Below are 19,389 nucleotides of genomic sequence, written 5' to 3' on the forward strand. Positions count from 1 at the left end.
ATACGCAATTTTTCTCGTTACGGCATGCAAAACAGGAGGTTTTTATGCTCATCGTTGTCCCTGTCCTTATTTTCGTTGCGCTGGTTATCGTGGGCGCAGGCGTCAAAATTGTCCCACAGGGTTACCAGTGGACCGTCGAACGTTTCGGTCGCTACACCAATACCCTTCAGCCTGGTTTAAGCCTGATCGTCCCGTTCATGGACAGAATTGGGCGTAAGATCAACATGATGGAGCAGGTACTGGATATCCCTTCCCAGGAAGTCATCTCCAAGGATAACGCCAACGTCACCATCGATGCGGTGTGTTTTATTCAGGTGATTGATGCGCCGAAAGCGGCCTATGAGGTGAGCAACCTGGAGCTGGCGATCGTCAACCTGACCATGACCAACATCCGTACCGTGCTCGGCTCGATGGAGCTGGACGAAATGCTCTCCCAGCGCGACAGCATCAATACCCGCCTGCTGCACATTGTGGATGAAGCCACCAATCCGTGGGGGATCAAAGTGACCCGCATTGAGATCCGCGACGTGCGCCCACCGGCAGAGCTGATCGCCTCCATGAACGCCCAGATGAAGGCCGAGCGTACCAAGCGCGCCTATATTCTTGAAGCCGAAGGGGTGCGGCAGGCCGAGATCCTGAAAGCGGAAGGGGAAAAACAGTCGCAGATCCTGAAAGCCGAGGGCGACCGTCAGTCTGCCTTCCTCCAGGCGGAAGCGCGTGAACGTTCGGCGGAGGCGGAAGCCCGCGCAACGCAGATGGTCTCCGAGGCGATTGCCGCCGGGGATATCCAGGCCGTGAACTACTTCGTCGCGCAAAAATATACCGATGCGCTGAAAGAAATCGGCTCTGCGAACAACAGCAAAGTGGTGATGATGCCGCTGGATGCCAGCAGCCTGATGGGATCTATCGCCGGGATTGCCGAACTGATTAAAGACGGCGGAAACGAGCGTAAAAAATGATTGAACTCATCGTTGCACATCCTCATGCGTTCTGGCTAAGCCTTGGCGGCTTGCTGCTGGCCGCCGAGATGCTTGGCGGCAATGGTTATCTGCTGTGGAGCGGTGTGGCCGCGGTGATCACCGGGCTGGTCGTCTGGCTGCTGCCTGTCGGCTGGGAGTGGCAGGGTGCGCTGTTTGCCGTACTCACGCTGGTGGCCGCCTGGCTGTGGTGGCGCTGGCTGAACAAACGGGTTCAGGCGCAGAAGCCCGTCGACGCGCATCTCAACCAGCGTGGGCAGCAGATCGTGGGTCAACGTTTTACGCTTGATAACGCGCTGATCAACGGACGCGGTCATATGCGCGTGGGCGACAGTTCGTGGCCGGTGGTGGCCGATGACGACCTCAGCGCCGGCACACGGGTTGAGGTCATTGCGGTGGAAGGCATTACCCTGCGGGTGAAAGCCTGCCAGGCTTAAGCCTTGCGATGACAGCAGCCGGAAAGATTGTCGATAATCGGGCAGTCGGCGCTGTCATCTCCCGGGCAGGATTCCGCCAGCTGTAGCAACTGCTCACGCATCGCCTGTAATTCGATAATATGGCGTTCGATCTCCGCCACTTTTTCCAGCGTACGTTTTTTCACGTCGGCGCTGTGGCGCTTCGGATCGTTAAACAGGTTTACCAGCTCGCCGCACTCTTCCAGGTTAAATCCAACCTGTCTTGCCTGACGCAGTAACGTCAGTTCATCAAGATGCAGCTGCGTATAGCTGCGGTAGCCGTTCTCACTGCGCAACGGTGGCGTCACCAGCCCTTTTTCCTCATAAAAGCGAATCGCTTTGCTGGTTAAGCCGGTTTTTTTCGCAACATCGCTGATATTCACATTTCCCCCTTGACCTTCCCCTTGATGGAAGGTTTAACCTTCATAACAGTTAGCGAAAAGCAGAGTGAAGGTCAACAATTGACCAGAACATTATACGGGAGTTTTGTTATGTCTCACACTATCGACCTGACACTGGACGGCCTCTCCTGCGGCCACTGTGTCAAACGCGTTAAAGAAAGCCTGGAACAGCGCCCTGACGTGGAAAGCGCTGACGTGACGATCGATCATGCCGCCGTAGTCGGCAGCGCCAGCGCCGAGGCGCTGATTGATACCATTAAACAGGCTGGTTACGGGGCGGAGTTAAGCCACCCAAAGGCTAAACCGCTGGCAGAGTCATCATCCCCGTCGGAAGCACTGACAGCGGCCACTCCTGAGCTTCCGGTAGCAGATGATCTTGATGACAGCCAACAGCTGCTGATCAACGGCATGAGCTGCGCCAGCTGCGTCTCACGGGTACAAAACGCCTTACAGGCAGTACCGGGCGTCGCACAGGCACGGGTAAACCTGGCGGAGCGCACTGCGCTGGTGATGGGCAGTGCCTCTGCCGCAGATTTAGTGCAGGCCGTGGAGAAAGCGGGCTACGGGGCGGAGGCCATCGAAGATGATGCCGAGCGCCGTGAACGCCAGCAGGAAACGGCCATCGCCACCATGAAGCGCTTCCGCTGGCAGGCGATCGTCGCCCTGCTGGTCGGTATTCCGGTGATGGTGTGGGGCATGATGGGTGACAACATGATGGTCACCGCAGACAACCGCACCCTGTGGCTGGTGATTGGTCTGATTACCCTTGCAGTCATGGTGTTCGCTGGCGGGCACTTCTACACCAGCGCCTGGAAGAGCCTGAAAAACCGCACCGCGACGATGGATACGCTGGTCGCGCTCGGGACAGGCGCCGCGTGGCTGTATTCGATGAGCGTTAACGTCTGGCCGCAGTGGTTCCCGATGGAGGCGCGCCATCTTTATTATGAAGCGAGTGCGATGATTATTGGTCTGATCAACTTAGGCCATATGCTCGAAGCCCGCGCGCGTCAGCGCTCGTCGAAAGCACTGGAACGATTACTCGATTTAACCCCGCCGACGGCCCGCGTGGTGACGGACGACGGGGAGAAAAGCGTTCCGCTCTCAGAGGTGCAGCCGGGTATGACGCTGCGCCTGACCACCGGCGACCGCGTACCCGTCGACGGTGAAATCACCCAGGGCGACGCCTGGCTGGATGAAGCCATGCTGACCGGGGAACCGATCCCCCAGCAGAAATCACAGGGCGACGCGGTCCATGCGGGTACGGTGGTGCAGGACGGCAGCGTGCTGTTCCGCGCCAGCGCCGTCGGCAGCCATACCACCCTTTCGCGCATTATTCGCATGGTGCGCCAGGCCCAGAGCAGCAAGCCGGAAATCGGTCAGCTTGCCGATAAAATCTCGGCCATTTTTGTGCCGGTGGTCGTCGGCATTGCCCTGCTGAGCGCGGCAATCTGGTATGTCTTCGGCCCGGCGCCGCAGATTGTCTACACCCTGGTGATCGCCACCACGGTGCTGATCATCGCCTGCCCTTGTGCCCTTGGTCTGGCCACGCCGATGTCGATTATCTCTGGCGTCGGACGCGCCGCCGAATTTGGCGTTCTGGTCCGTGATGCTGACGCCCTGCAACGGGCAAGCACGCTGGACACCCTCGTCTTTGATAAAACCGGCACGCTCACCGAGGGCAAACCGCAGGTGGTGGCCGTCAGTACCGCTGGCTGTACGGAATCGGATGCCCTGCGCCTTGCCGCCGCGCTGGAGCAAGGCTCCAGCCACCCGCTGGCGCGCGCCATCCTTGAGAAAGCCGGTGATGCCCGCCTGCCGCAGGTAAGCAACTTCCGTACCCTGCGCGGTTTAGGGGTCAGCGGTGAAGCCGAAGGGCATACGCTGCTGCTGGGTAACCAGGCACTGCTTAATGAAAACGGGGTTGATACGTCCGCGCTGGACGCTGAGCTGAACGCGCAGGCCGCTCAGGGCGCGACGCCGGTTCTACTGGCGGTGGATGGCAAAGCTGCGGCGCTGCTTGCCGTGCGCGATCCGTTACGTCAGGACAGCGTGGATGCCTTACAGCGCCTGCACCGCGCGGGCTATCGTCTGGTGATGCTGACCGGGGACAACCCGACCACCGCCAACGCCATTGCGAAAGAAGCCGGTATTGATGAAGTGATCGCGGGCGTGCTGCCGGACGGCAAAGCGGACGCCATCAAGAACCTGCAAAGTCAGGGTCGTCAGGTGGCGATGGTGGGCGATGGCATCAACGACGCCCCGGCGCTGGCGCAGGCTGACGTAGGCATTGCAATGGGTGGCGGGAGCGATGTCGCCATTGAAACCGCTGCGATCACCCTGATGCGTCACAGCCTGATGGGTGTGGCGGATGCGCTGGCGATTGCGAAAGCCACGTTGCGCAACATGAAGCAGAACCTGCTGGGGGCGTTCGTCTATAACTCACTCGGGATTCCGATTGCCGCCGGGATTTTGTGGCCGCTGACCGGCACCCTGCTGAACCCGGTTGTCGCGGGTGCGGCGATGGCGCTCTCGTCAATTACCGTGGTGAGCAACGCCAACCGTCTGCTGCGGTTTAAACCGAAGGATTGAACCTTGTACCCGTACGCGCTAGCATGAACCTTTCCGTTTATGGAGCGCGTATGAGTCTGTTTAGCCGTATAAAAGCATCGTTTCGCGCCCTCTTTCCCCGCCGTTATTCCTGGCCCGGTATGGATATTTCGCTTCCGGGCGGGCAGCATCTGCACCTGGTGGGAAGCATTCATATGGGCACGCAGGATATGTCCCCCCTGCCCTCCGGCCTGATCAAACTGCTGAAGCGCGCCGACGCGCTGATCGTCGAAGCCGACATCTCCGGCCATGAATCGCCGTTTGCCGGGCTGGAAAGCGATCGCCCTCTGGCTGAACGTCTTAACGAGACGCAGCTGGCTGAGCTTACCCGTCTTGCGGATGAAACCGGCGTCTCACTCTCTATGCTCGACACCCTGCCCCTGTGGCAAATTGCCATGGTGTTACAGGCGACGCAGGCGCAGCGCCTGGGGCTACGCGGTGATTACGGTATCGATTATCAACTGCTGAATGCAGCAAGGGCGCGCAACCTGTCCGTCATTGAACTGGAAGGCACGGACAGCCAGATTGCGCTTCTTCGCCAGCTTCCCGATGACGGCCTGATACTGCTGGATGATACCCTGACCCACTGGCACACCAACGCGCGTCTGCTGCAAACGATGATTGGCTGGTGGCTGGATGCGCCGCCCGCAGACGGTAAGCTGGCGTTACCGTCGACGTTCAGTGAATCGTTGTATGATGTGCTGATGAATGCGCGTAACCAGGCGTGGCGGGAGACGCTGTATGCCCTGCCTGCCGGTCGTTACGTGGTCGCGGTTGGCGCGTTGCATTTGTACGGAGAAGGGAATTTGCCGTCACTGCTGAAATAAAAAAATGGCCAATATCTCTATTGGCCCGTCAAAGAGGAATTTCATCGTTTTTATTATACCGAAGTGACCTTCGGCTACGCCGATTGTCGCTCAAAGTAACCATCACTGCCAATACTATTGCGCAAGATGGTGCTATTTTTTAGACAAACGTCAGGCGTATGCTGCTGGCATGAATCGCCTGTCGCAAGAAGGATAGCCATGACTCCCGCCGTTAAATTACTCGAAAAAAACAAAATTTCTTTCCGGATCCATACTTACGATCACGATCCGAACGAAACCAACTTTGGTGATGAAGTGGTGCGCAAGCTGGGGCTGAATGCGGACCAGGTCTACAAAACGCTGCTGGTCGCGGTGAATGGCGATATGAAGCACCTCGCCGTGGCAGTGACGCCCGTCGCCGGACAGCTTGATCTGAAGAAAGTCGCCAAAGCGCTGGGGGCCAAAAAGGTCGATATGGCAGACCCGATGGTTGCGCAACGCACGACGGGTTATCTGGTCGGCGGGATCAGCCCGCTCGGGCAGAAAAAGCGCCTGCCGACGCTGATCGATGCGCCTTCGCAGGAATTTGAGACGATCTATATTTCTGGCGGCAAACGGGGACTGGATATTGAACTGGCCGCAGGCGATCTGGCGAAAATGCTGGACGCGAAATTTGCGGATATTGCGCGCCGGGAGTAGACGAAAAAGCCGGGTGGCGGCTACGCCTTACCCGGCCTACATGTTGCTCCCGTAGGCCCGGTAAGCGCAGCGCCACCGGGCAACAAAACCCCGCACTACTGCCAGCTTACCTCGCCCTTCGGCTCATACGCATTCACGTCAATCGGCGAGTTCTGCTCGATGTACTGCTTCAACACTTCCGCATCAATAAACCCGGTGTTTACATAGCCCGGTTTGTTATCGATATGCGGATAGCCGTCGCCGCCGGTGGCGTTAAAGCTTAACGTTGCCAGACGGTAGGTTTTCGCCGGATCCACTGGCTCACCTTTGATTTTGAGATCGTTGAGCTTGCCGTCTTTCGCCACAAAGCTGACGTTAGCAAACTGGGGATACGCCCCGGAGTCCGGCTTCATCTGCGCCACGGCGGTCAGGTAGTCAATCACCTCTTTCCCGCTCATGTCCGCATACACCACCACGTTGCCAAACGGCTGCACTTTGAGCACGTCTTTATAGGTGATGTTGCCGCCTTCGATGGAATCACGAATACCGCCGCCGCTCATCACGCCGAAATCCGCATTCGTACGTGCCATTTGCGCGGCCAGCACCAGACGCCCCATGTTGGTCTGTACGAAGCGGACTTTGCTGCGGTCCCCCTCCAGACGACCATTCAGCGTGCCAATTTTCACGTCCAGCTGCGCTTTCCCTTTGCTCTGGAACGGCGTCAGCAAAGAGAGCATCTGCTGGTTTTCAGCGATCTCAGGCGTGTAGAGCACGCGCTCACTTTTGCCGTCCGGGTAGGTCACTTTCTTCTTCAGGTTGACCGGAATAAGCTGATAGTGCACCAGCTTCATCTCGCCGTTACGGAATTCGAAATCCGCGCGGCCCACGTATTTACCCCATTCGTGGGCCTGCACAATCCAGATCCCGTTCTGACGATCCGGCGCGCACGGCGTGCCCGGCACGTAGTCCACCTGCTTTTTGTTCTCCGACGCCATGCACACCGGATCCTGTGAGTGACCGCCCACAATCATCGCCAGCGACCCCGCCGGGAGGCTGCGCGCCATCTCCACGTCGCCCGGCGCATTGGAGCCATGCTCGCCGTTATCGTAGTGCCCCATATGGGTGGTGGCGATAATCACGTCCGGCTTTTCGTTCTGCTGTAACTCCTGGATCACCAGCTTCGCTTCGTCTGCCGGTTTACGGAATTCGATGTCGGTGAAAAATTCAGGGTTGCCAATTTTCGCCGTATCGTCGGTGGTTAAGCCGATAACCGCGATCTTCAGATCCTGTCGCTTAAACAGCACCCACGGTTTAAACAGGCGCTCGCCGGTGCTTTTCTGATAAATATTGGCGGAAAGGAACGGGAATTTGGACCACTTCTCCTGCTGGCGCAACACGCTCAGCGGGTTATCAAATTCGTGGTTTCCGACGGCCATTGCGTCGTAACCAATTAAATTCATGCCGCGGAAATCAGGCTCGGCATCCTGCAAATCAGATTCCGGTACGCCAGTATTAATATCCCCGCCCGACAGCAACAGGACGCTGCCTCCCTGGGCCGCGACCTCTTTACGAATGCCGTCCACCAGCGTTTTTTGCGCCGCCAGGCCATATTCACCGTATTCGCTGCGCCAGAAATGGCCGTGATGATCGTTAGTGTGCAGAATGGTAATTTTATAGGTTTTATCTTTTTCATACGCCTGCGCAGGCAGGCTTGTCAGCCCCCATGCGGCGATGAGCGCCAGCGCGACGCCACGCTTTATCAACTTCATCTTCTCTCTCCCTGACCCATAGACAAACGCAAAAATTACAGTGACTCACAAGAATAGACAAATAAGTTTTCAGAATTGCGACTTTCTTCAAATGTCACGGACGGGTATGTTAGTCGGATAATAATTACTCCCTGCATCTCTAATAACAAATCGACGTGGTATTTATGGCAATCAGTGAATCAACCCAGCCCGTCCAGGGCGCTCCGGCGTCGCCGCCGAAATCGCGCACTTCCTTTAAAGTATTAGGCGCAATCAGTCTCTCTCATCTGCTCAACGACATGATCCAGTCGCTGATTCTGGCGATCTACCCGCTGTTGCAGTCGGAGTTCTCTTTAACCTTTGTACAGATCGGGATGATCACCCTGACCTTCCAGCTGGCCTCTTCACTGCTACAGCCGGTGGTGGGCTACTGGACAGATAAATACCCGATGCCATGGTCGCTGCCCATTGGCATGTGCTTCACCCTGAGCGGGTTAGTGCTGCTGGCCATGGCGGGCAGCTTTGAGGCGGTACTGGTTGCCGCGGCGCTGGTAGGAACCGGTTCATCGGTATTCCACCCGGAATCGTCCCGCGTGGCGCGTATGGCCTCCGGCGGACGTCACGGGCTGGCGCAGTCTCTGTTCCAGGTGGGAGGGAACTTTGGTAGCTCTCTCGGTCCTCTGCTGGCGGCGGTGATTATCGCGCCCTACGGTAAAGGCAACGTGGCGTGGTTTGTGCTGGCCGCGCTGCTGGCGATTGTCGTGCTGGCGCAAATCAGCCGCTGGTATGCCGCGCAGCATCGCGTGAACAAGGGCAAGCCTGTCGCGAAGATCGCCAATCCTCTTCCGCGCAACAAAGTGATCCTTGCCGTTAGCGTGTTGCTGGTGCTGATTTTTTCGAAATATTTCTATATGGCGAGTATCAGCAGCTATTACACCTTCTATCTGATGCAAAAATTCGGATTATCGGTACAAAACGCCCAGTTCCACCTCTTTGCCTTCCTGTTTGCGGTAGCGGCAGGCACGGTGATTGGCGGCCCTGTCGGGGATAAAATTGGTCGTAAATATGTGATTTGGGGCTCTATCCTCGGCGTTGCCCCGTTTACGCTGGTTTTACCGTACGCAACGCTGGAGTGGACCGGGATTTTGACGGTGATTATTGGTTTTATTCTGGCATCGGCATTCTCAGCCATCCTGGTCTACGCGCAGGAGCTGCTGCCGGGGCGTATCGGTATGGTTTCCGGCCTCTTTTTCGGTTTTGCCTTTGGCATGGGTGGCCTTGGTGCGGCCGTGTTAGGGATGGTTGCAGACCACACCAGCATCTTCCTGGTTTATAAAATCTGCGCTTTCCTGCCTCTTCTGGGGATGTTGACCATATTCCTGCCTGACAATCGTCATAAAGCGTAGTTTCAGGGCTGCCAAAGTTAAACTTTGGCAGCCGCATAACCTGATGCCATAAGGCTTTCCCCTTCATCCTGCCCACAAACTTTGCTAAACCTGCCCTTTTTCACGCTCATTGCTCTTTTATTCTGATTTCAACAATTATTCATAAACATACGTGTAAAAATTGTCATAAACTATTAATCGGCTTTTTGGTATTTGCACCAAAAATGGATCACCCATCGCGAAAGGAGACGGAATGCACCACGCCACACCGCTTATCACCACCATTGTTGGTGGACTTGTGCTCGCTTTTATCCTCGGCATGATTGCCAATAAACTGCGTATATCGCCTCTTGTGGGCTATTTGATAGCGGGCGTGCTGGCAGGGCCGTTTACGCCGGGTTTTGTCGCGGATACCAAACTGGCGCCGGAGCTGGCGGAACTGGGCGTGATCCTGCTGATGTTTGGCGTCGGACTGCATTTCTCCCTGAAGGATTTGATGGCGGTAAAGTCGATCGCCATACCCGGCGCGATCGCCCAGATAGGGGTGGCGACGCTGCTGGGCATGGCGCTTTCGGCGGTGCTGGGCTGGTCAATCATGACCGGTATCGTTTTTGGGCTGTGTCTTTCAACCGCCAGCACCGTGGTGCTGCTACGCGCGCTTGAGGAAAGACAGCTGATAGACAGCCAGCGCGGACAGATCGCGATAGGCTGGCTGATTGTAGAAGATCTCGTGATGGTGTTGACGCTGGTGCTGCTGCCCGCCGTCGCCGGAATGATGGAAAAAGAGAATATCGGCTTCGCCTCGCTGGCGCTGGATATGAGCATTACCATCGGTAAGGTGGTGGCGTTTATCGCCATCATGATGCTGGTAGGCCGCCGTCTGGTGCCGTGGATCATGTCCCGCAGCGCAGCCACCGGCTCGCGTGAACTGTTTACCCTTTCGGTCCTTGCGCTGGCGCTGGGCATTGCCTTTGGCGCCGTCGAGCTGTTCGACGTCTCCTTCGCGCTGGGTGCATTCTTCGCCGGGATGGTGCTGAATGAATCCGAGCTGAGCCACCGCGCCGCGCACGATACCCTGCCGCTGCGCGATGCGTTCGCGGTGCTGTTCTTTGTCTCCGTCGGCATGCTGTTTGACCCGATGATTCTGGTTCAGCAGCCGCTGGCCGTGCTGGGTACGCTGGCCATCATTATCTTTGGTAAGTCCGTTGCCGCCTTCTTCCTGGTCAGGATGTTCGGTCACTCGCCGCGCACGGCGTTGACCATCGCCGCCAGCCTGGCGCAGATCGGTGAGTTCGCCTTTATTCTGGCCGGTCTGGGCATGGCATTGAACCTGCTGCCACAGGCGGGACAAAATCTGGTACTGGCGGGGGCGATCCTCTCCATCATGCTAAACCCGGTCTTGTTTGCCCTGCTGGAGAAATATCTCGAGAAGACCGAAACCCTCGAAGAGCAGACGCTGGAAGAGGCAACGGAAGATGAGAAGCAGATCCCGGTGGATATCTGCAACCATGCGCTGCTGGTCGGTTTTGGCCGCGTCGGCAGCCTGCTGGGTGAGAAGCTGATGGCGCAGGGGATCCCGCTGGTGGTGATTGAAACCTCCCGCACCCGCGTCGACGAGCTTCGCGCGCGCGGCATCCGTGCGGTGCTGGGCAACGCTGCTAACGAAGAGATTATGAATCTGGCGCATCTGGACTGCGCCCGCTGGCTGCTGCTCACTATCCCGAACGGTTACGAGGCCGGGGAGATTGTGGCCACCGCCCGTGAAAAATGCCCGCATATCGAAATCATTGCCCGCGCCCATTATGACGACGAGGTGGAGTACATCACCGAGCGCGGCGCGAATCAGGTGGTGATGGGCGAGCGCGAGATTGCGAATACGATGCTGACAATGCTGACGAAGCCGCCGGTTGAAGAGGCGGTGACGGGGTAGCTTGTGCGGTCTGATCCCCCCTCACCCCGGCCCTCTCCCCGTAGGGGAGAGGGTGTTCAAGTTCCCTCACCCCTTTGGGGAGAGGGGCAGGGTGAGGGGTTTTCTTTTATCTGTCCCAATACGCCTCTTCGAGGCTGTCTTCCCGTTCCGGCAGCCCCCGCGTTAAGCGCGGAGAGTGCTGGTTCAGCACCTGGTAGCTCACGCGGTTCGCATACTTACACACCTGCGCCAGCGAGGAATAGGTCAGCCAGTTGAAGGTATGTTTGCTGGAATTCGGCACATTGGTTTTGTGGTAGGCGTTGGCGGTGATGTCGTGCAGCAGCGCCGCCAGCGCGCCGTCGCCTGCGCCGTTGGTGTTCATGATCTTCTCAGGTCCGCCCATATAGGGCGCAATGTGGGAGAAGATACGCAGCGGGTTAATGCAGTCTTTATGACGCATGGCGCGGCTGAACTCATATTGGTTAAATTCGGCGATTGCGCCCGGCAGCAGCGGATGCTGGGTTTTACGCTTGCTCTCTTCTTCCGTGAAGCCCGCCATGTACAGTCCGACCGGCCCGGCGGTGCAGAGCACCAGATCCACCCAGTCCAGCGCTTTATCAGACGCCAGCAGCGGATCGCTTTCGCCGGTCAGCGCTTCGGCTTCTTCTTCGTTCATCGCCAGAATAGAAACGTGTTCTTTCAGGAAGGTCTGCCACCACGTCGGGTTGTCGGCAATCACGAATTTGGTGCCCAGCGTCAGGACCACAGGCACGTTGTATTTCTTCGCGTACTCGATGGCCTTCATGGTTGCGTCCGGCATCGGTTCGCCCGGCTTGCAGCGCACCAGATAGGAGGTCAATACCAGCGCAGACGCGCCCGCGATCACCTCTTCCGGGATACTTTCGGCGCGCAGCTTGTTCATATGGCCGGGGCTGATGGCAAAGGTACGCTCGCCGGAATCGCTTATCAGCGTAAAGCAGCGGCCAATCGGCCCGTCAACGCCCTGCAAATAGTTCAGATCGGTGCGGCTGGAGGTATTGCACAGGTAGCGGTAGGCATAGCCACCGATTTCGATATTGCTGCACATCACGCCAAGCAGGACCGAGCGGTCATCTGCCAGAACGGAGTAGTTGTGCATGGTGTTGCCGATGGTGCCGCCAGCAAACTGATGGGTGATGAGATTTTCGCGCATCAGCTCCTGATACAGCGCTTCGGCCACGTCATCCTCAATCACCAGAGAGTGTCCGGCGCTCAGACCGTAACGCGCGACAAACGCATCATCCACTTTGGCTTCAATATCCACCAGCGTCTGATCGATACCGACCACCCAGGCAGCGCTGGTTTCGCTTTCCTGCTGAATTTGCTGTAACAGCGGGTCGCGGGCATCGACGGGGAAATAGTGTTTGGACTTACGTTTACCGGGAAATTTCATGGTCTGAACTGTGCAAAGAATACGGGCCGGGAATGGTAGCACAAACCCGGTCCGTAACGCGATCAGCGGCAGGCGGTGACCAGTGACACCATCATGTCGATATGCTCAGGGGAGTCGTTAAGCGCCGGAATGTACTCGTACTTTTCACCGCCAGCCTCAAGGAAAAATTCCCGGTTTTGCACCGCGATCTCCTCCAGCGTTTCCAGACAGTCCGCCGAGAAGCCCGGCGACATCACCTGAATGTGCTTCACGCCTTTCTCGCCCAGCATTTTAAGCGTTTCATCAGTATACGGGGTCAGCCACGGCTCGCGGCCAAAGCGCGACTGGAAGGTCATCATCACCTTCTCCGGCGGCAGGCCGAGGGCGGAGACCAGCTCGCGGGTGGTATCGCGGCAGCGCTGGGGGTAATCATCGCCTTCGTTGGCGAAACGCTGCGGAATACCGTGATAGGAGAGCAGCAGCAGATCCGGCTCGCCATGTTTTTCAAACGACGCGCGCGCGCTGCTGGCAAGCGCCTGAATGTACAGCTCGTTATCGGCGTAGTCGCGGATAAAGGTGATACCCGGTATACGGCGGCGGGTCGCCAGAATACGCGCCAGTTCGTCCCAGACGGCAGCCACCGTGGAGCAGGAGTACTGCGGATAAAGGGCGAGCACCACAATGTGCTCAACGCCCTGCGCCAGCAGAGAGTCGACGGCGCTTGCCAGGGACGGCTTGCCGTAGCTCATGCCGAGCGCAACGGGCATCTCAGGCAGGCGGGCGGCCAGCGCTTTTTCCTGTCGGCGGCTGTACACCATCAGCGGCGAGCCCTCTTCCATCCACACGGACTGATAGAGTTTAGCGACGCGCGGCGAACGAATCGGCAGGATGACGCCACGCAGCAGCGGCCACCACAGCAGTCTCGGGGTATCCACGACGCGCGTGTCGCTTAAAAATTGTCGCAGGTAGCGTTTTACCGCGTCTGATGTAGGTGCTTCTGGAGTGCCCAGATTGGCAAGCAGGATGCCGGTTTTCGCCTGACTCATTCACGCCTCTTAACCATTTGATAGGTTGTCAATTGTAGCGGAAATGCGTTTAAACGAAACCCATTGCTGTAATAGGTAAGATGAGAATATTTCTCACCCGGAAGCCCGGGTGAGAGGCGCGCAATTAGCCGAGGATTTTTTCCAGCTCTGCACGTACGTCAGCCACGGCTTTGGTACCGTCGACTTTGGCGTATTTGGTGTTACCCGCCTGCGCTTCTTTGGTGTAGTAGCCAATCAGCGGCGCGGTCATCTGATGGTATTCCACCAGGCGTTTACGCACGGTCTCTTCCTGATCGTCTTTACGGGTGGTCAGCTCTTCGCCGGTCACGTCGTCTTTGCCTTCAACCTTAGGTGGGTTGAATTTGATGTGGTAAACGCGGCCAGAGGCAGCGTGCACGCGACGACCAACGATACGGTCAACGATCAGCTCGTCCGGTACGTCGAACTCCAGCACGTAATCCACGTTGATGCCCGCTTCTTTCATGGCGTCAGCCTGAGGAATGGTGCGTGGGAAGCCGTCCAGCAGGAAACCATTGCGGCAGTCTTCCTGAGCAATGCGCTCTTTCACCAGCGCGATAACCAGTTCGTCGGTTACCAGCTTGCCTGCGTCCATGATGTCTTTAGCTTGTTTGCCCAGCTCGGAGCCAGATTTAACAGCGGCACGCAGCATGTCACCAGTAGAGATTTGCGGAATACCGTATTTCTCCATGATGAACTGAGCCTGAGTTCCCTTACCCGCGCCCGGAGCGCCAAGCAGAATAATACGCATTGCGAAAATCCCCTCAAATGTCGATTCAATTTTTCAAAAGCGCTAAACAATACCACCAGAACGGGTATCGCTCAAGGAAGGCGGGGAGGCTGAAACGGTTAATGAGGGCAGATAATTTGGGAGAGTGCAGACAACTGCCCCTCACCCTAACCCTCTCCCCAGAGGGGAGAGGGGACGATTATACCCTCTCCCCTTTGGGGAGAGGGCCAGGGTGAGGGGTCGTGTTTAATTACGCCAGCAGCAGCGCATTCACACGTTTAATGAACAGGTTAGGGTCTTCCAGCGTACCGCGCTCGGCCAGCAGGGACTGATCCAGCAGCAGTTCAACCCACTCGGCAAAGCGGGCGTCATCCTGGGTATCCGCCGCGCGTTTCACCAGTGGATGATCCGGATTAAGCTCAAAGATATATTTCACTTCCGGCACGGCCTGGCCCGCCGCAGCGAACAGTTTCGCCATCTGGGTGCTCATTTCGTCCGCATCGGTGGTGACAATGGCTGGCGTATCGGTCAGACGGTGCGTGAAGCGCACCTCTTTCACGCGGTCGCCCAGCAGGGTTTTCACGCGCTCAACGAACGGCTCCAGCGCCTTCTCGGCTTCTTTCGCGCTGTCGTCCACTTCATCCGCCAGCTTATCGATAGACTCGTCAGCTTTGGCAACAGACTGGAAAGATTTACCGTCGAACTCGGTCAGGTAGTTCATCATCCACTCGTCGATGCGGTCAGACAGCAGCAGTACTTCAATGCCTTTCTTACGCAGCAGCTCCAGATGCGGGCTGCTCTTCGCTGCCGCATAGCTGTCGGCGGTGATGTAATAGATCTTCTCCTGCCCTTCTTTCATGCGGGAAACGTACTCTTCCAGCGACACGGTCTGCGCGGAGGAGTCGTTGTGCGTGGAGGCGAAGCGCAGAAGTTTAGCAATGGTTTCAACGTTCGCGGTGTCTTCCGCCGGGCCTTCCTTCAGCACCAGGCCGAACTGTTTCCAGAAGGTCTGGTATTTTTCCGCATCGTCTTTCGCCAGTTTTTCCAGCATCTGCAACGCACGTTTGGTCAGGGCGTTACGCAGGTTACGGGTGACGGTGCTGTCCTGGAGGATTTCACGGGAGACGTTCAGCGGCAGATCGTTGGAATCTATCAGGCCACGCACAAAGCGCAGGTAGTTCGGCATGAACTGCTCGGCGTCGTCCATGATGAAGACGCGCTGCACGTACAGCTTCAGACCGTGCTTGTGATCGCGGTTCCACATGTCCCACGGTGCCTGCGCCGGAATGTACAGCAGGCTGGTGTACTCCTGCTTCCCTTCCACTCGGTTGTGGCTCCAGGTCAGCGGGTCGGTAAAGTCGTGGGCAATGTGCTTGTAAAACTCGTTGTACTCGTCGTCTTTGATTTCAGCCTTGTTGCGCGTCCACAGCGCCTGCGCCTTGTTGATTTTCTCCCAGGAAACCACGGTTTCGCCGTCTTTCTCTTCCTGTTTTTCAATCTCAACCGGCAGCGCGATGTGGTCGGAATACTTGCTGATGATGGAGCGTACGCGCCAGTCGTTCAGGAAGTCGTCTTCGCCTTCACGCAGGTGCAGGGTGATTTCGGTGCCACGATCCGCTTTGGTGATGTCATCAACGGTGTACTCGCCTTCCCCTTTGGATTCCCACAGCACGCCGTTCTCTGCGCTGTCGCCCGCGGCGCGGGTGCGCACGGTGACTTTATCCGCCACGATGAACGCCGAGTAGAAGCCCACGCCAAACTGACCGATCAGCTGGCTGTCTTTCGCCTGGTCAGAGCCCATGGACTCAAGGAACGCTTTGGTGCCGGATTTGGCGATGGTCCCGAGGTGGTCGATCACCTCGTCACGGTTCATCCCGATGCCGTTATCGGCGATGGTCAGGGTGCGGTTCTCTTTATTGAACGAGACGCGCACGCGCAGTTCGCCGTCGCCTTCATACAGATCCGGGTTAGACAGCGCGCGGAAGCGCAGCTTGTCCGCCGCATCGGAGGCGTTGGAAATCAGCTCACGCAGGAAAATTTCTTTGTTGGAATACAGGGAATGGATCATCAGGTGCAGAAGCTGTTTCACTTCTGACTGGAAACCACGGGTTTCTTGTCCTTTCATCTAAGTCGACCTCAACAATGCCATTTAATGGGGTTGTAAAACGTTGAGTGAGAGATGGGGATAAGGGGGGAGATTTTCAAGCGGAGGCCGCGCGCGCAGCCTCCGTTTGGTCAGAAAATAATCTTGTGACGTCCGGCCAGAGAGTGCGACAGCGTGGTGCCGTCGACCATCTCCAGCTCACCGCCGACCGGTACGCCGTGGGCGATGCGGCTGGCGTCAACGCCGTACTGCGCGCACAGCTCGGCGATGTAGTTGGCGGTTGCTTCCCCTTCCACCGTGGGGTTGGTGGCGAGGATCACCTCTTTGATCGTTTCGGACTCCAGGCGCTGTTCAAGGCGGTCGAGACCGATATCGTCCGGGCCGATGCCGTCCAGCGGGGAGAGATGCCCCATCAGCACGAAATAGCGGCCGGAAAACTGCCCGGTTTGTTCGATGGCGTAGATGTCCGCCGGACTCTCCACCACGCAAATCTGACCGTTTTCCTGACGACGCGGGTTCGTGCAGATGTTACATACGTCCTGCTCGGTAAAGGTCCGGCAGTCCGCACAGTGACCAATTTCTGACATGGCGCGGGTCAGAGCCTGCGCCAGGCGCATCCCGCCGCTGCGGTCGCGCTGCAATAGCGTAAACGCCATGCGCTGCGCCGACTTCGGGCCAACACCCGGCAGGCAGCGCAGTGCTTCCATTAACTGCGTGAGCAGCGGACTGGTTTGCATCAGAATGGCATCTTAAAGCCCGGCGGCAGTTGCATACCGCTGGAAACAGAGGCCATTTTCTCTTTCTGGGTTTCGTCGATACGGCGAGCGGCATCGTTAAACGCGGCTGCAACCAGATCTTCCAGCATCTCTTTGTCGTCTTCGAGCAGGCTCGGGTCGATTTCAACGCGACGGCAGTTATGCGCACCGTTGATGGTCACCTTGACCAGACCGGCACCGGATTCACCCGTGACTTCCAACTGAGCGATCTCTTCCTGCATCTTCTGCATTTTTTCCTGCATCTGCTGAGCCTGCTTCATCAGGCCACCCAGACCGCCTTTTCCACCAAACATAGGCTTCTCTCTTCTTTCACGTTAAGGATTACAACCGTAAGTCAGACTCACGATCAAATGGGGCGAATACTCTCTTCATCCAGATCGGCGTCGAAGAACCGGCGCAGGGTCTGGATGTTGTTATCCGCAATAATCGCCTCGCGCGCCTGCGCGAGCTTCTCTTCATAAATGGCCTGTCGCCACTCAAGCGGCGTTTTCACCGCCGGATTATCATCTTCAATGATAGTCAATTCAACCGGCACACCCTGTAATGCGCTCAGCGCCTCGGCCAGCGCCTTTTGCGCGCCAGGGGAGTTGAGGTGCCGCTGGCCCGGGCGCAGGTGCAGACGCACCTGATTACCGTCCTGCTCTTTCCAGGCGTTCAGCGCGACCTGCTCCACCAGCTTCGGCAGGTGCAGTTTGCTGACCTCAGCGGCCCAGGCGTCGCGCTCGATGGACTCTTCCGCGAGCTTCGCGGACAGCTCCGGCGTTTTTTCATGCTCCAGCGCCTTTTTCAGCGCTTTTGGCGTGGCGACCACTTCCTTGACCGTTTCAACAACGGTGGTCGCCTTCCAGCGGTATGCCTCTTCTTTCGCCGGGGCTTTTTGCTCGAGCGCGGACGGTGCCGGACGCGACTGTACGCGCTCCGTTACCGAGGCCAGTCGTTCAAGCGCGGCGTTGTTCACCGGCCGCGCTCTTGCAGGCGCTGCCGGTTCACTCTTTTTTGGTTTGGTTGCTCCCTGCGCACGTTGCAACTGGCTTCGTGCGGCAAGCACCGAACTGGTGGCATCCGACAGCGGCACATTTTGCTGCGGCGGCGGTGTCGGTTGCGGTGGCACCTGCTGCGGTGACATGACCGCGGTTGGCGCGACCGGCGCAAAGGACTGCCGGGGCGCTTCCGGCTCCGGCATTGGCATGCGCGGATGGAAGGCCAGCGCGCGGAGCAGCGTCATTTCAACGCCCATCCGGCGATCCGGTGCAAACGGCAGCTCTTTGCGGCCAATCAGCAGCGTTTGATAATAAAGCTGAACGTCAGCCGGCGGTACGGTGCGCGCAAGTTCACGCATCCGCGGTTCAATAGTCGCCATGTCTGCGCCAATGGCCGACGGAGACAGTTGCAGCATCGCCACGCGGTGCAGCAGGCTGAGCATCTCGACCAGCAGCGCTTCCCACTCAATGCCACGGGCGGCGGCGTCGTTGACGAGCGTCATCACCCGCTCACCGTTGGCGGCAATCATCGCTTCGATAAGCGACAGCGCCTGATCGTCATCCAGCGTGCCGAGCATGGTGCTGACCGCCTCGGTGGAGAGTTTACCGTCACCGCTGGCAATGGCCTGATCGGTCAGGCTTAGCGCATCGCGCAGGCTGCCGTCCGCCGCACGGGCCAGCAGTTGCAGCGCGCGAGGTTCGTGGACGATGTGCTCTTCATCGAGGATATGCTCAAGCTGCGCGCGGATCTGCTCAACGTCCAGCGCCTTCAGATGGAATTGCAGGCAGCGCGAGAGGATCGTGACCGGCAGCTTTTGCGGATCGGTAGTCGCCAGCAGGAATTTAACGTGCGCGGGCGGCTCTTCCAGCGTTTTCAGCAGGGCGTTGAAGCTGTGGCGCGACAGCATGTGCACTTCATCGATCAGATAGACCTTGAAGCGTCCGCGCGCCGGGGCGTACTGCACGTTATCGAGCAGATCGCGGGTGTCTTCCACTTTGGTACGCGAGGCGGCGTCGATCTCGATCAGATCGACAAAGCGCCCCTGCTCGATCTCCCGGCAGTTGTCACACACGCCACACGGGGTGGCGGTGATCCCGGTTTCGCAGTTGAGACCTTTTGCCAGCAGACGGGCAATAGAGGTCTTACCGACGCCGCGGGTGCCGGAAAAAAGATAGGCGTGATGGATGCGACCTAGCGACAAGCCGTTCGCCAGGGCCGTCAGCACATGTTCCTGACCGACAACGTCAGCAAAGGTTTGTGGTCGCCATTTACGGGCTAACACCTGATAACTCATGGGCAGGCTCTGCAACGCTGGAAGGTGAATTAATGGAGGGGAATGCTATCACAACCTCACCCA

16 protein-coding genes and 1 other annotated feature are annotated in these 19,389 nt (G+C 57.8%); of the genes, 7 read left to right on the forward strand and 9 right to left on the reverse strand.

Annotated elements, in window-relative coordinates; all coding sequences use genetic code 11:
- Positions 1-44: 44 nt before the first annotated feature.
- Together BH712_RS08760 and BH712_RS08765 are read left to right on the forward strand one after the other, a co-directional pair.
- The gene (locus BH712_RS08760) at positions 45-959 is read left to right on the forward strand and encodes an SPFH domain-containing protein (protein ID WP_003858941.1); all 915 of its coding nucleotides are present in this window, start codon (positions 45-47) and stop codon (positions 957-959) included.
- Complete coding sequence (locus BH712_RS08765) at positions 956-1,414, forward strand: NfeD family protein (protein ID WP_006809834.1); 459 nt, start codon at positions 956-958, stop codon at positions 1,412-1,414. Before BH712_RS08760 ends, BH712_RS08765 begins: the two co-directional genes overlap by 4 nt.
- Here BH712_RS08765 and cueR read toward each other — a convergent pair.
- Positions 1,411-1,815 (reverse strand): Cu(I)-responsive transcriptional regulator, encoded by a 405-nt coding sequence (gene cueR, locus BH712_RS08770; protein ID WP_006809835.1) that lies wholly within the window; start codon positions 1,813-1,815, stop codon positions 1,411-1,413. The genes BH712_RS08765 and cueR overlap by 4 nt on opposite strands.
- Before the next feature lie 108 nt (positions 1,816-1,923).
- Between cueR and copA the strand changes: the two genes are divergently transcribed.
- The 3 genes from copA to ybaK all read left to right on the forward strand — a co-directional run bounded on the left by copA (position 1,924) and on the right by ybaK (position 5,945).
- Positions 1,924-4,422, forward strand: a complete 2,499-nt coding sequence (gene copA / locus BH712_RS08775; RefSeq protein ID WP_032673622.1) for a copper-exporting P-type ATPase CopA — start codon at positions 1,924-1,926, stop codon at positions 4,420-4,422.
- A 50-nt stretch (positions 4,423-4,472) separates the two neighbouring features.
- The gene (locus BH712_RS08780; protein WP_032673623.1) at positions 4,473-5,267 is read left to right on the forward strand and encodes a TraB/GumN family protein; all 795 of its coding nucleotides are present in this window, start codon (positions 4,473-4,475) and stop codon (positions 5,265-5,267) included.
- A gap of 198 nt (positions 5,268-5,465) precedes the next feature.
- The gene (ybaK, locus tag BH712_RS08785; RefSeq protein WP_006809837.1) at positions 5,466-5,945 is read left to right on the forward strand and encodes a Cys-tRNA(Pro)/Cys-tRNA(Cys) deacylase YbaK; all 480 of its coding nucleotides are present in this window, start codon (positions 5,466-5,468) and stop codon (positions 5,943-5,945) included.
- Between the two features lie 95 nt (positions 5,946-6,040).
- Here ybaK and ushA read toward each other — a convergent pair whose 3' ends face one another.
- Positions 6,041-7,693, reverse strand: coding sequence for a bifunctional UDP-sugar hydrolase/5'-nucleotidase UshA (ushA, locus tag BH712_RS08790; protein ID WP_006809838.1), 1,653 nt, complete (start codon positions 7,691-7,693; stop codon positions 6,041-6,043).
- A gap of 164 nt (positions 7,694-7,857) precedes the next feature.
- On the opposite strand from ushA, the gene BH712_RS08795 reads away from it, so the two are divergent.
- Positions 7,858-9,078 (forward strand): MFS transporter, encoded by a 1,221-nt coding sequence (locus BH712_RS08795; protein ID WP_006809839.1) that lies wholly within the window; start codon positions 7,858-7,860, stop codon positions 9,076-9,078.
- 232 nt (positions 9,079-9,310) lie between these two features.
- A complete protein-coding gene (gene ybaL, locus BH712_RS08800; protein ID WP_000546191.1) occupies positions 9,311-10,987 on the forward strand; it encodes a YbaL family putative K(+) efflux transporter in 1,677 nt (558 codons plus the stop codon).
- Between the two features lie 106 nt (positions 10,988-11,093).
- On the opposite strand, the gene BH712_RS08805 is transcribed toward ybaL, so the two are convergent.
- The 7 genes from BH712_RS08805 to dnaX form a co-directional block, all read right to left on the reverse strand.
- Positions 11,094-12,398, reverse strand: coding sequence for an inosine/guanosine kinase (locus tag BH712_RS08805; RefSeq protein WP_006809840.1), 1,305 nt, complete (start codon positions 12,396-12,398; stop codon positions 11,094-11,096).
- Between the two features lie 62 nt (positions 12,399-12,460).
- Entirely contained in the window at positions 12,461-13,423 is a 963-nt protein-coding gene (gene hemH, locus BH712_RS08810; RefSeq protein ID WP_000075859.1) for a ferrochelatase, read from the reverse strand.
- Between the two features lie 124 nt (positions 13,424-13,547).
- Positions 13,548-14,192: an adenylate kinase gene (adk, locus tag BH712_RS08815; RefSeq protein ID WP_006809841.1), complete on the reverse strand. Its 645-nt coding sequence runs from the start codon at positions 14,190-14,192 to the stop codon at positions 13,548-13,550.
- A 229-nt stretch (positions 14,193-14,421) separates the two neighbouring features.
- The gene (htpG, locus tag BH712_RS08825) at positions 14,422-16,296 is read right to left on the reverse strand and encodes a molecular chaperone HtpG (protein WP_006809842.1); all 1,875 of its coding nucleotides are present in this window, start codon (positions 16,294-16,296) and stop codon (positions 14,422-14,424) included.
- Between the two features lie 110 nt (positions 16,297-16,406).
- Positions 16,407-17,012, reverse strand: a complete 606-nt coding sequence (gene recR / locus BH712_RS08830; protein ID WP_006809843.1) for a recombination mediator RecR — start codon at positions 17,010-17,012, stop codon at positions 16,407-16,409.
- Positions 17,012-17,344 (reverse strand): YbaB/EbfC family nucleoid-associated protein, encoded by a 333-nt coding sequence (locus tag BH712_RS08835; protein ID WP_003858972.1) that lies wholly within the window; start codon positions 17,342-17,344, stop codon positions 17,012-17,014. The genes recR and BH712_RS08835 overlap by 1 nt, the downstream gene beginning before the upstream one ends.
- Before the next feature lie 53 nt (positions 17,345-17,397).
- On the reverse strand, positions 17,398-19,326 hold the full coding sequence (gene dnaX, locus BH712_RS08840) for a DNA polymerase III subunit gamma/tau (protein ID WP_032673624.1): 1,929 nt from the start codon (positions 19,324-19,326) through the stop codon (positions 17,398-17,400).
- Positions 18,004-18,068, reverse strand: a sequence feature (DnaX frameshifting element). Its footprint overlaps the gene before it by 65 nt.
- Positions 19,327-19,389 lie beyond the last annotated feature (63 nt).

The sequence above is a fragment of the Enterobacter hormaechei ATCC 49162 genome, assembly GCF_001875655.1.
GTDB lineage: Bacteria > Pseudomonadota > Gammaproteobacteria > Enterobacterales > Enterobacteriaceae > Enterobacter > Enterobacter hormaechei.

Bases quoted from the DNA above. Each gene is read 5' to 3' on its own strand.
- BH712_RS08760 (WP_003858941.1), top strand. From the start codon at position 45: ATGCTCATCGTTGTCCCTGTCCTTATTTTCGTTGCGCTGGTTATCGTG.
- BH712_RS08765 (WP_006809834.1), top strand. From the start codon at position 956: ATGATTGAACTCATCGTTGCACATCCTCATGCGTTCTGGCTAAGCCTT.
- copA (WP_032673622.1), top strand. From the start codon at position 1,924: ATGTCTCACACTATCGACCTGACACTGGACGGCCTCTCCTGCGGCCAC.
- BH712_RS08780 (WP_032673623.1), top strand. From the start codon at position 4,473: ATGAGTCTGTTTAGCCGTATAAAAGCATCGTTTCGCGCCCTCTTTCCC.
- ybaK (WP_006809837.1), top strand. From the start codon at position 5,466: ATGACTCCCGCCGTTAAATTACTCGAAAAAAACAAAATTTCTTTCCGG.
- ushA (WP_006809838.1), bottom strand. From the start codon at position 7,693: ATGAAGTTGATAAAGCGTGGCGTCGCGCTGGCGCTCATCGCCGCATGG.
- BH712_RS08795 (WP_006809839.1), top strand. From the start codon at position 7,858: ATGGCAATCAGTGAATCAACCCAGCCCGTCCAGGGCGCTCCGGCGTCG.
- ybaL (WP_000546191.1), top strand. From the start codon at position 9,311: ATGCACCACGCCACACCGCTTATCACCACCATTGTTGGTGGACTTGTG.
- BH712_RS08805 (WP_006809840.1), bottom strand. From the start codon at position 12,398: ATGAAATTTCCCGGTAAACGTAAGTCCAAACACTATTTCCCCGTCGAT.
- hemH (WP_000075859.1), bottom strand. From the start codon at position 13,423: ATGAGTCAGGCGAAAACCGGCATCCTGCTTGCCAATCTGGGCACTCCA.
- adk (WP_006809841.1), bottom strand. From the start codon at position 14,192: ATGCGTATTATTCTGCTTGGCGCTCCGGGCGCGGGTAAGGGAACTCAG.
- htpG (WP_006809842.1), bottom strand. From the start codon at position 16,296: ATGAAAGGACAAGAAACCCGTGGTTTCCAGTCAGAAGTGAAACAGCTT.
- recR (WP_006809843.1), bottom strand. From the start codon at position 17,012: ATGCAAACCAGTCCGCTGCTCACGCAGTTAATGGAAGCACTGCGCTGC.
- BH712_RS08835 (WP_003858972.1), bottom strand. From the start codon at position 17,344: ATGTTTGGTGGAAAAGGCGGTCTGGGTGGCCTGATGAAGCAGGCTCAG.
- dnaX (WP_032673624.1), bottom strand. From the start codon at position 19,326: ATGAGTTATCAGGTGTTAGCCCGTAAATGGCGACCACAAACCTTTGCT.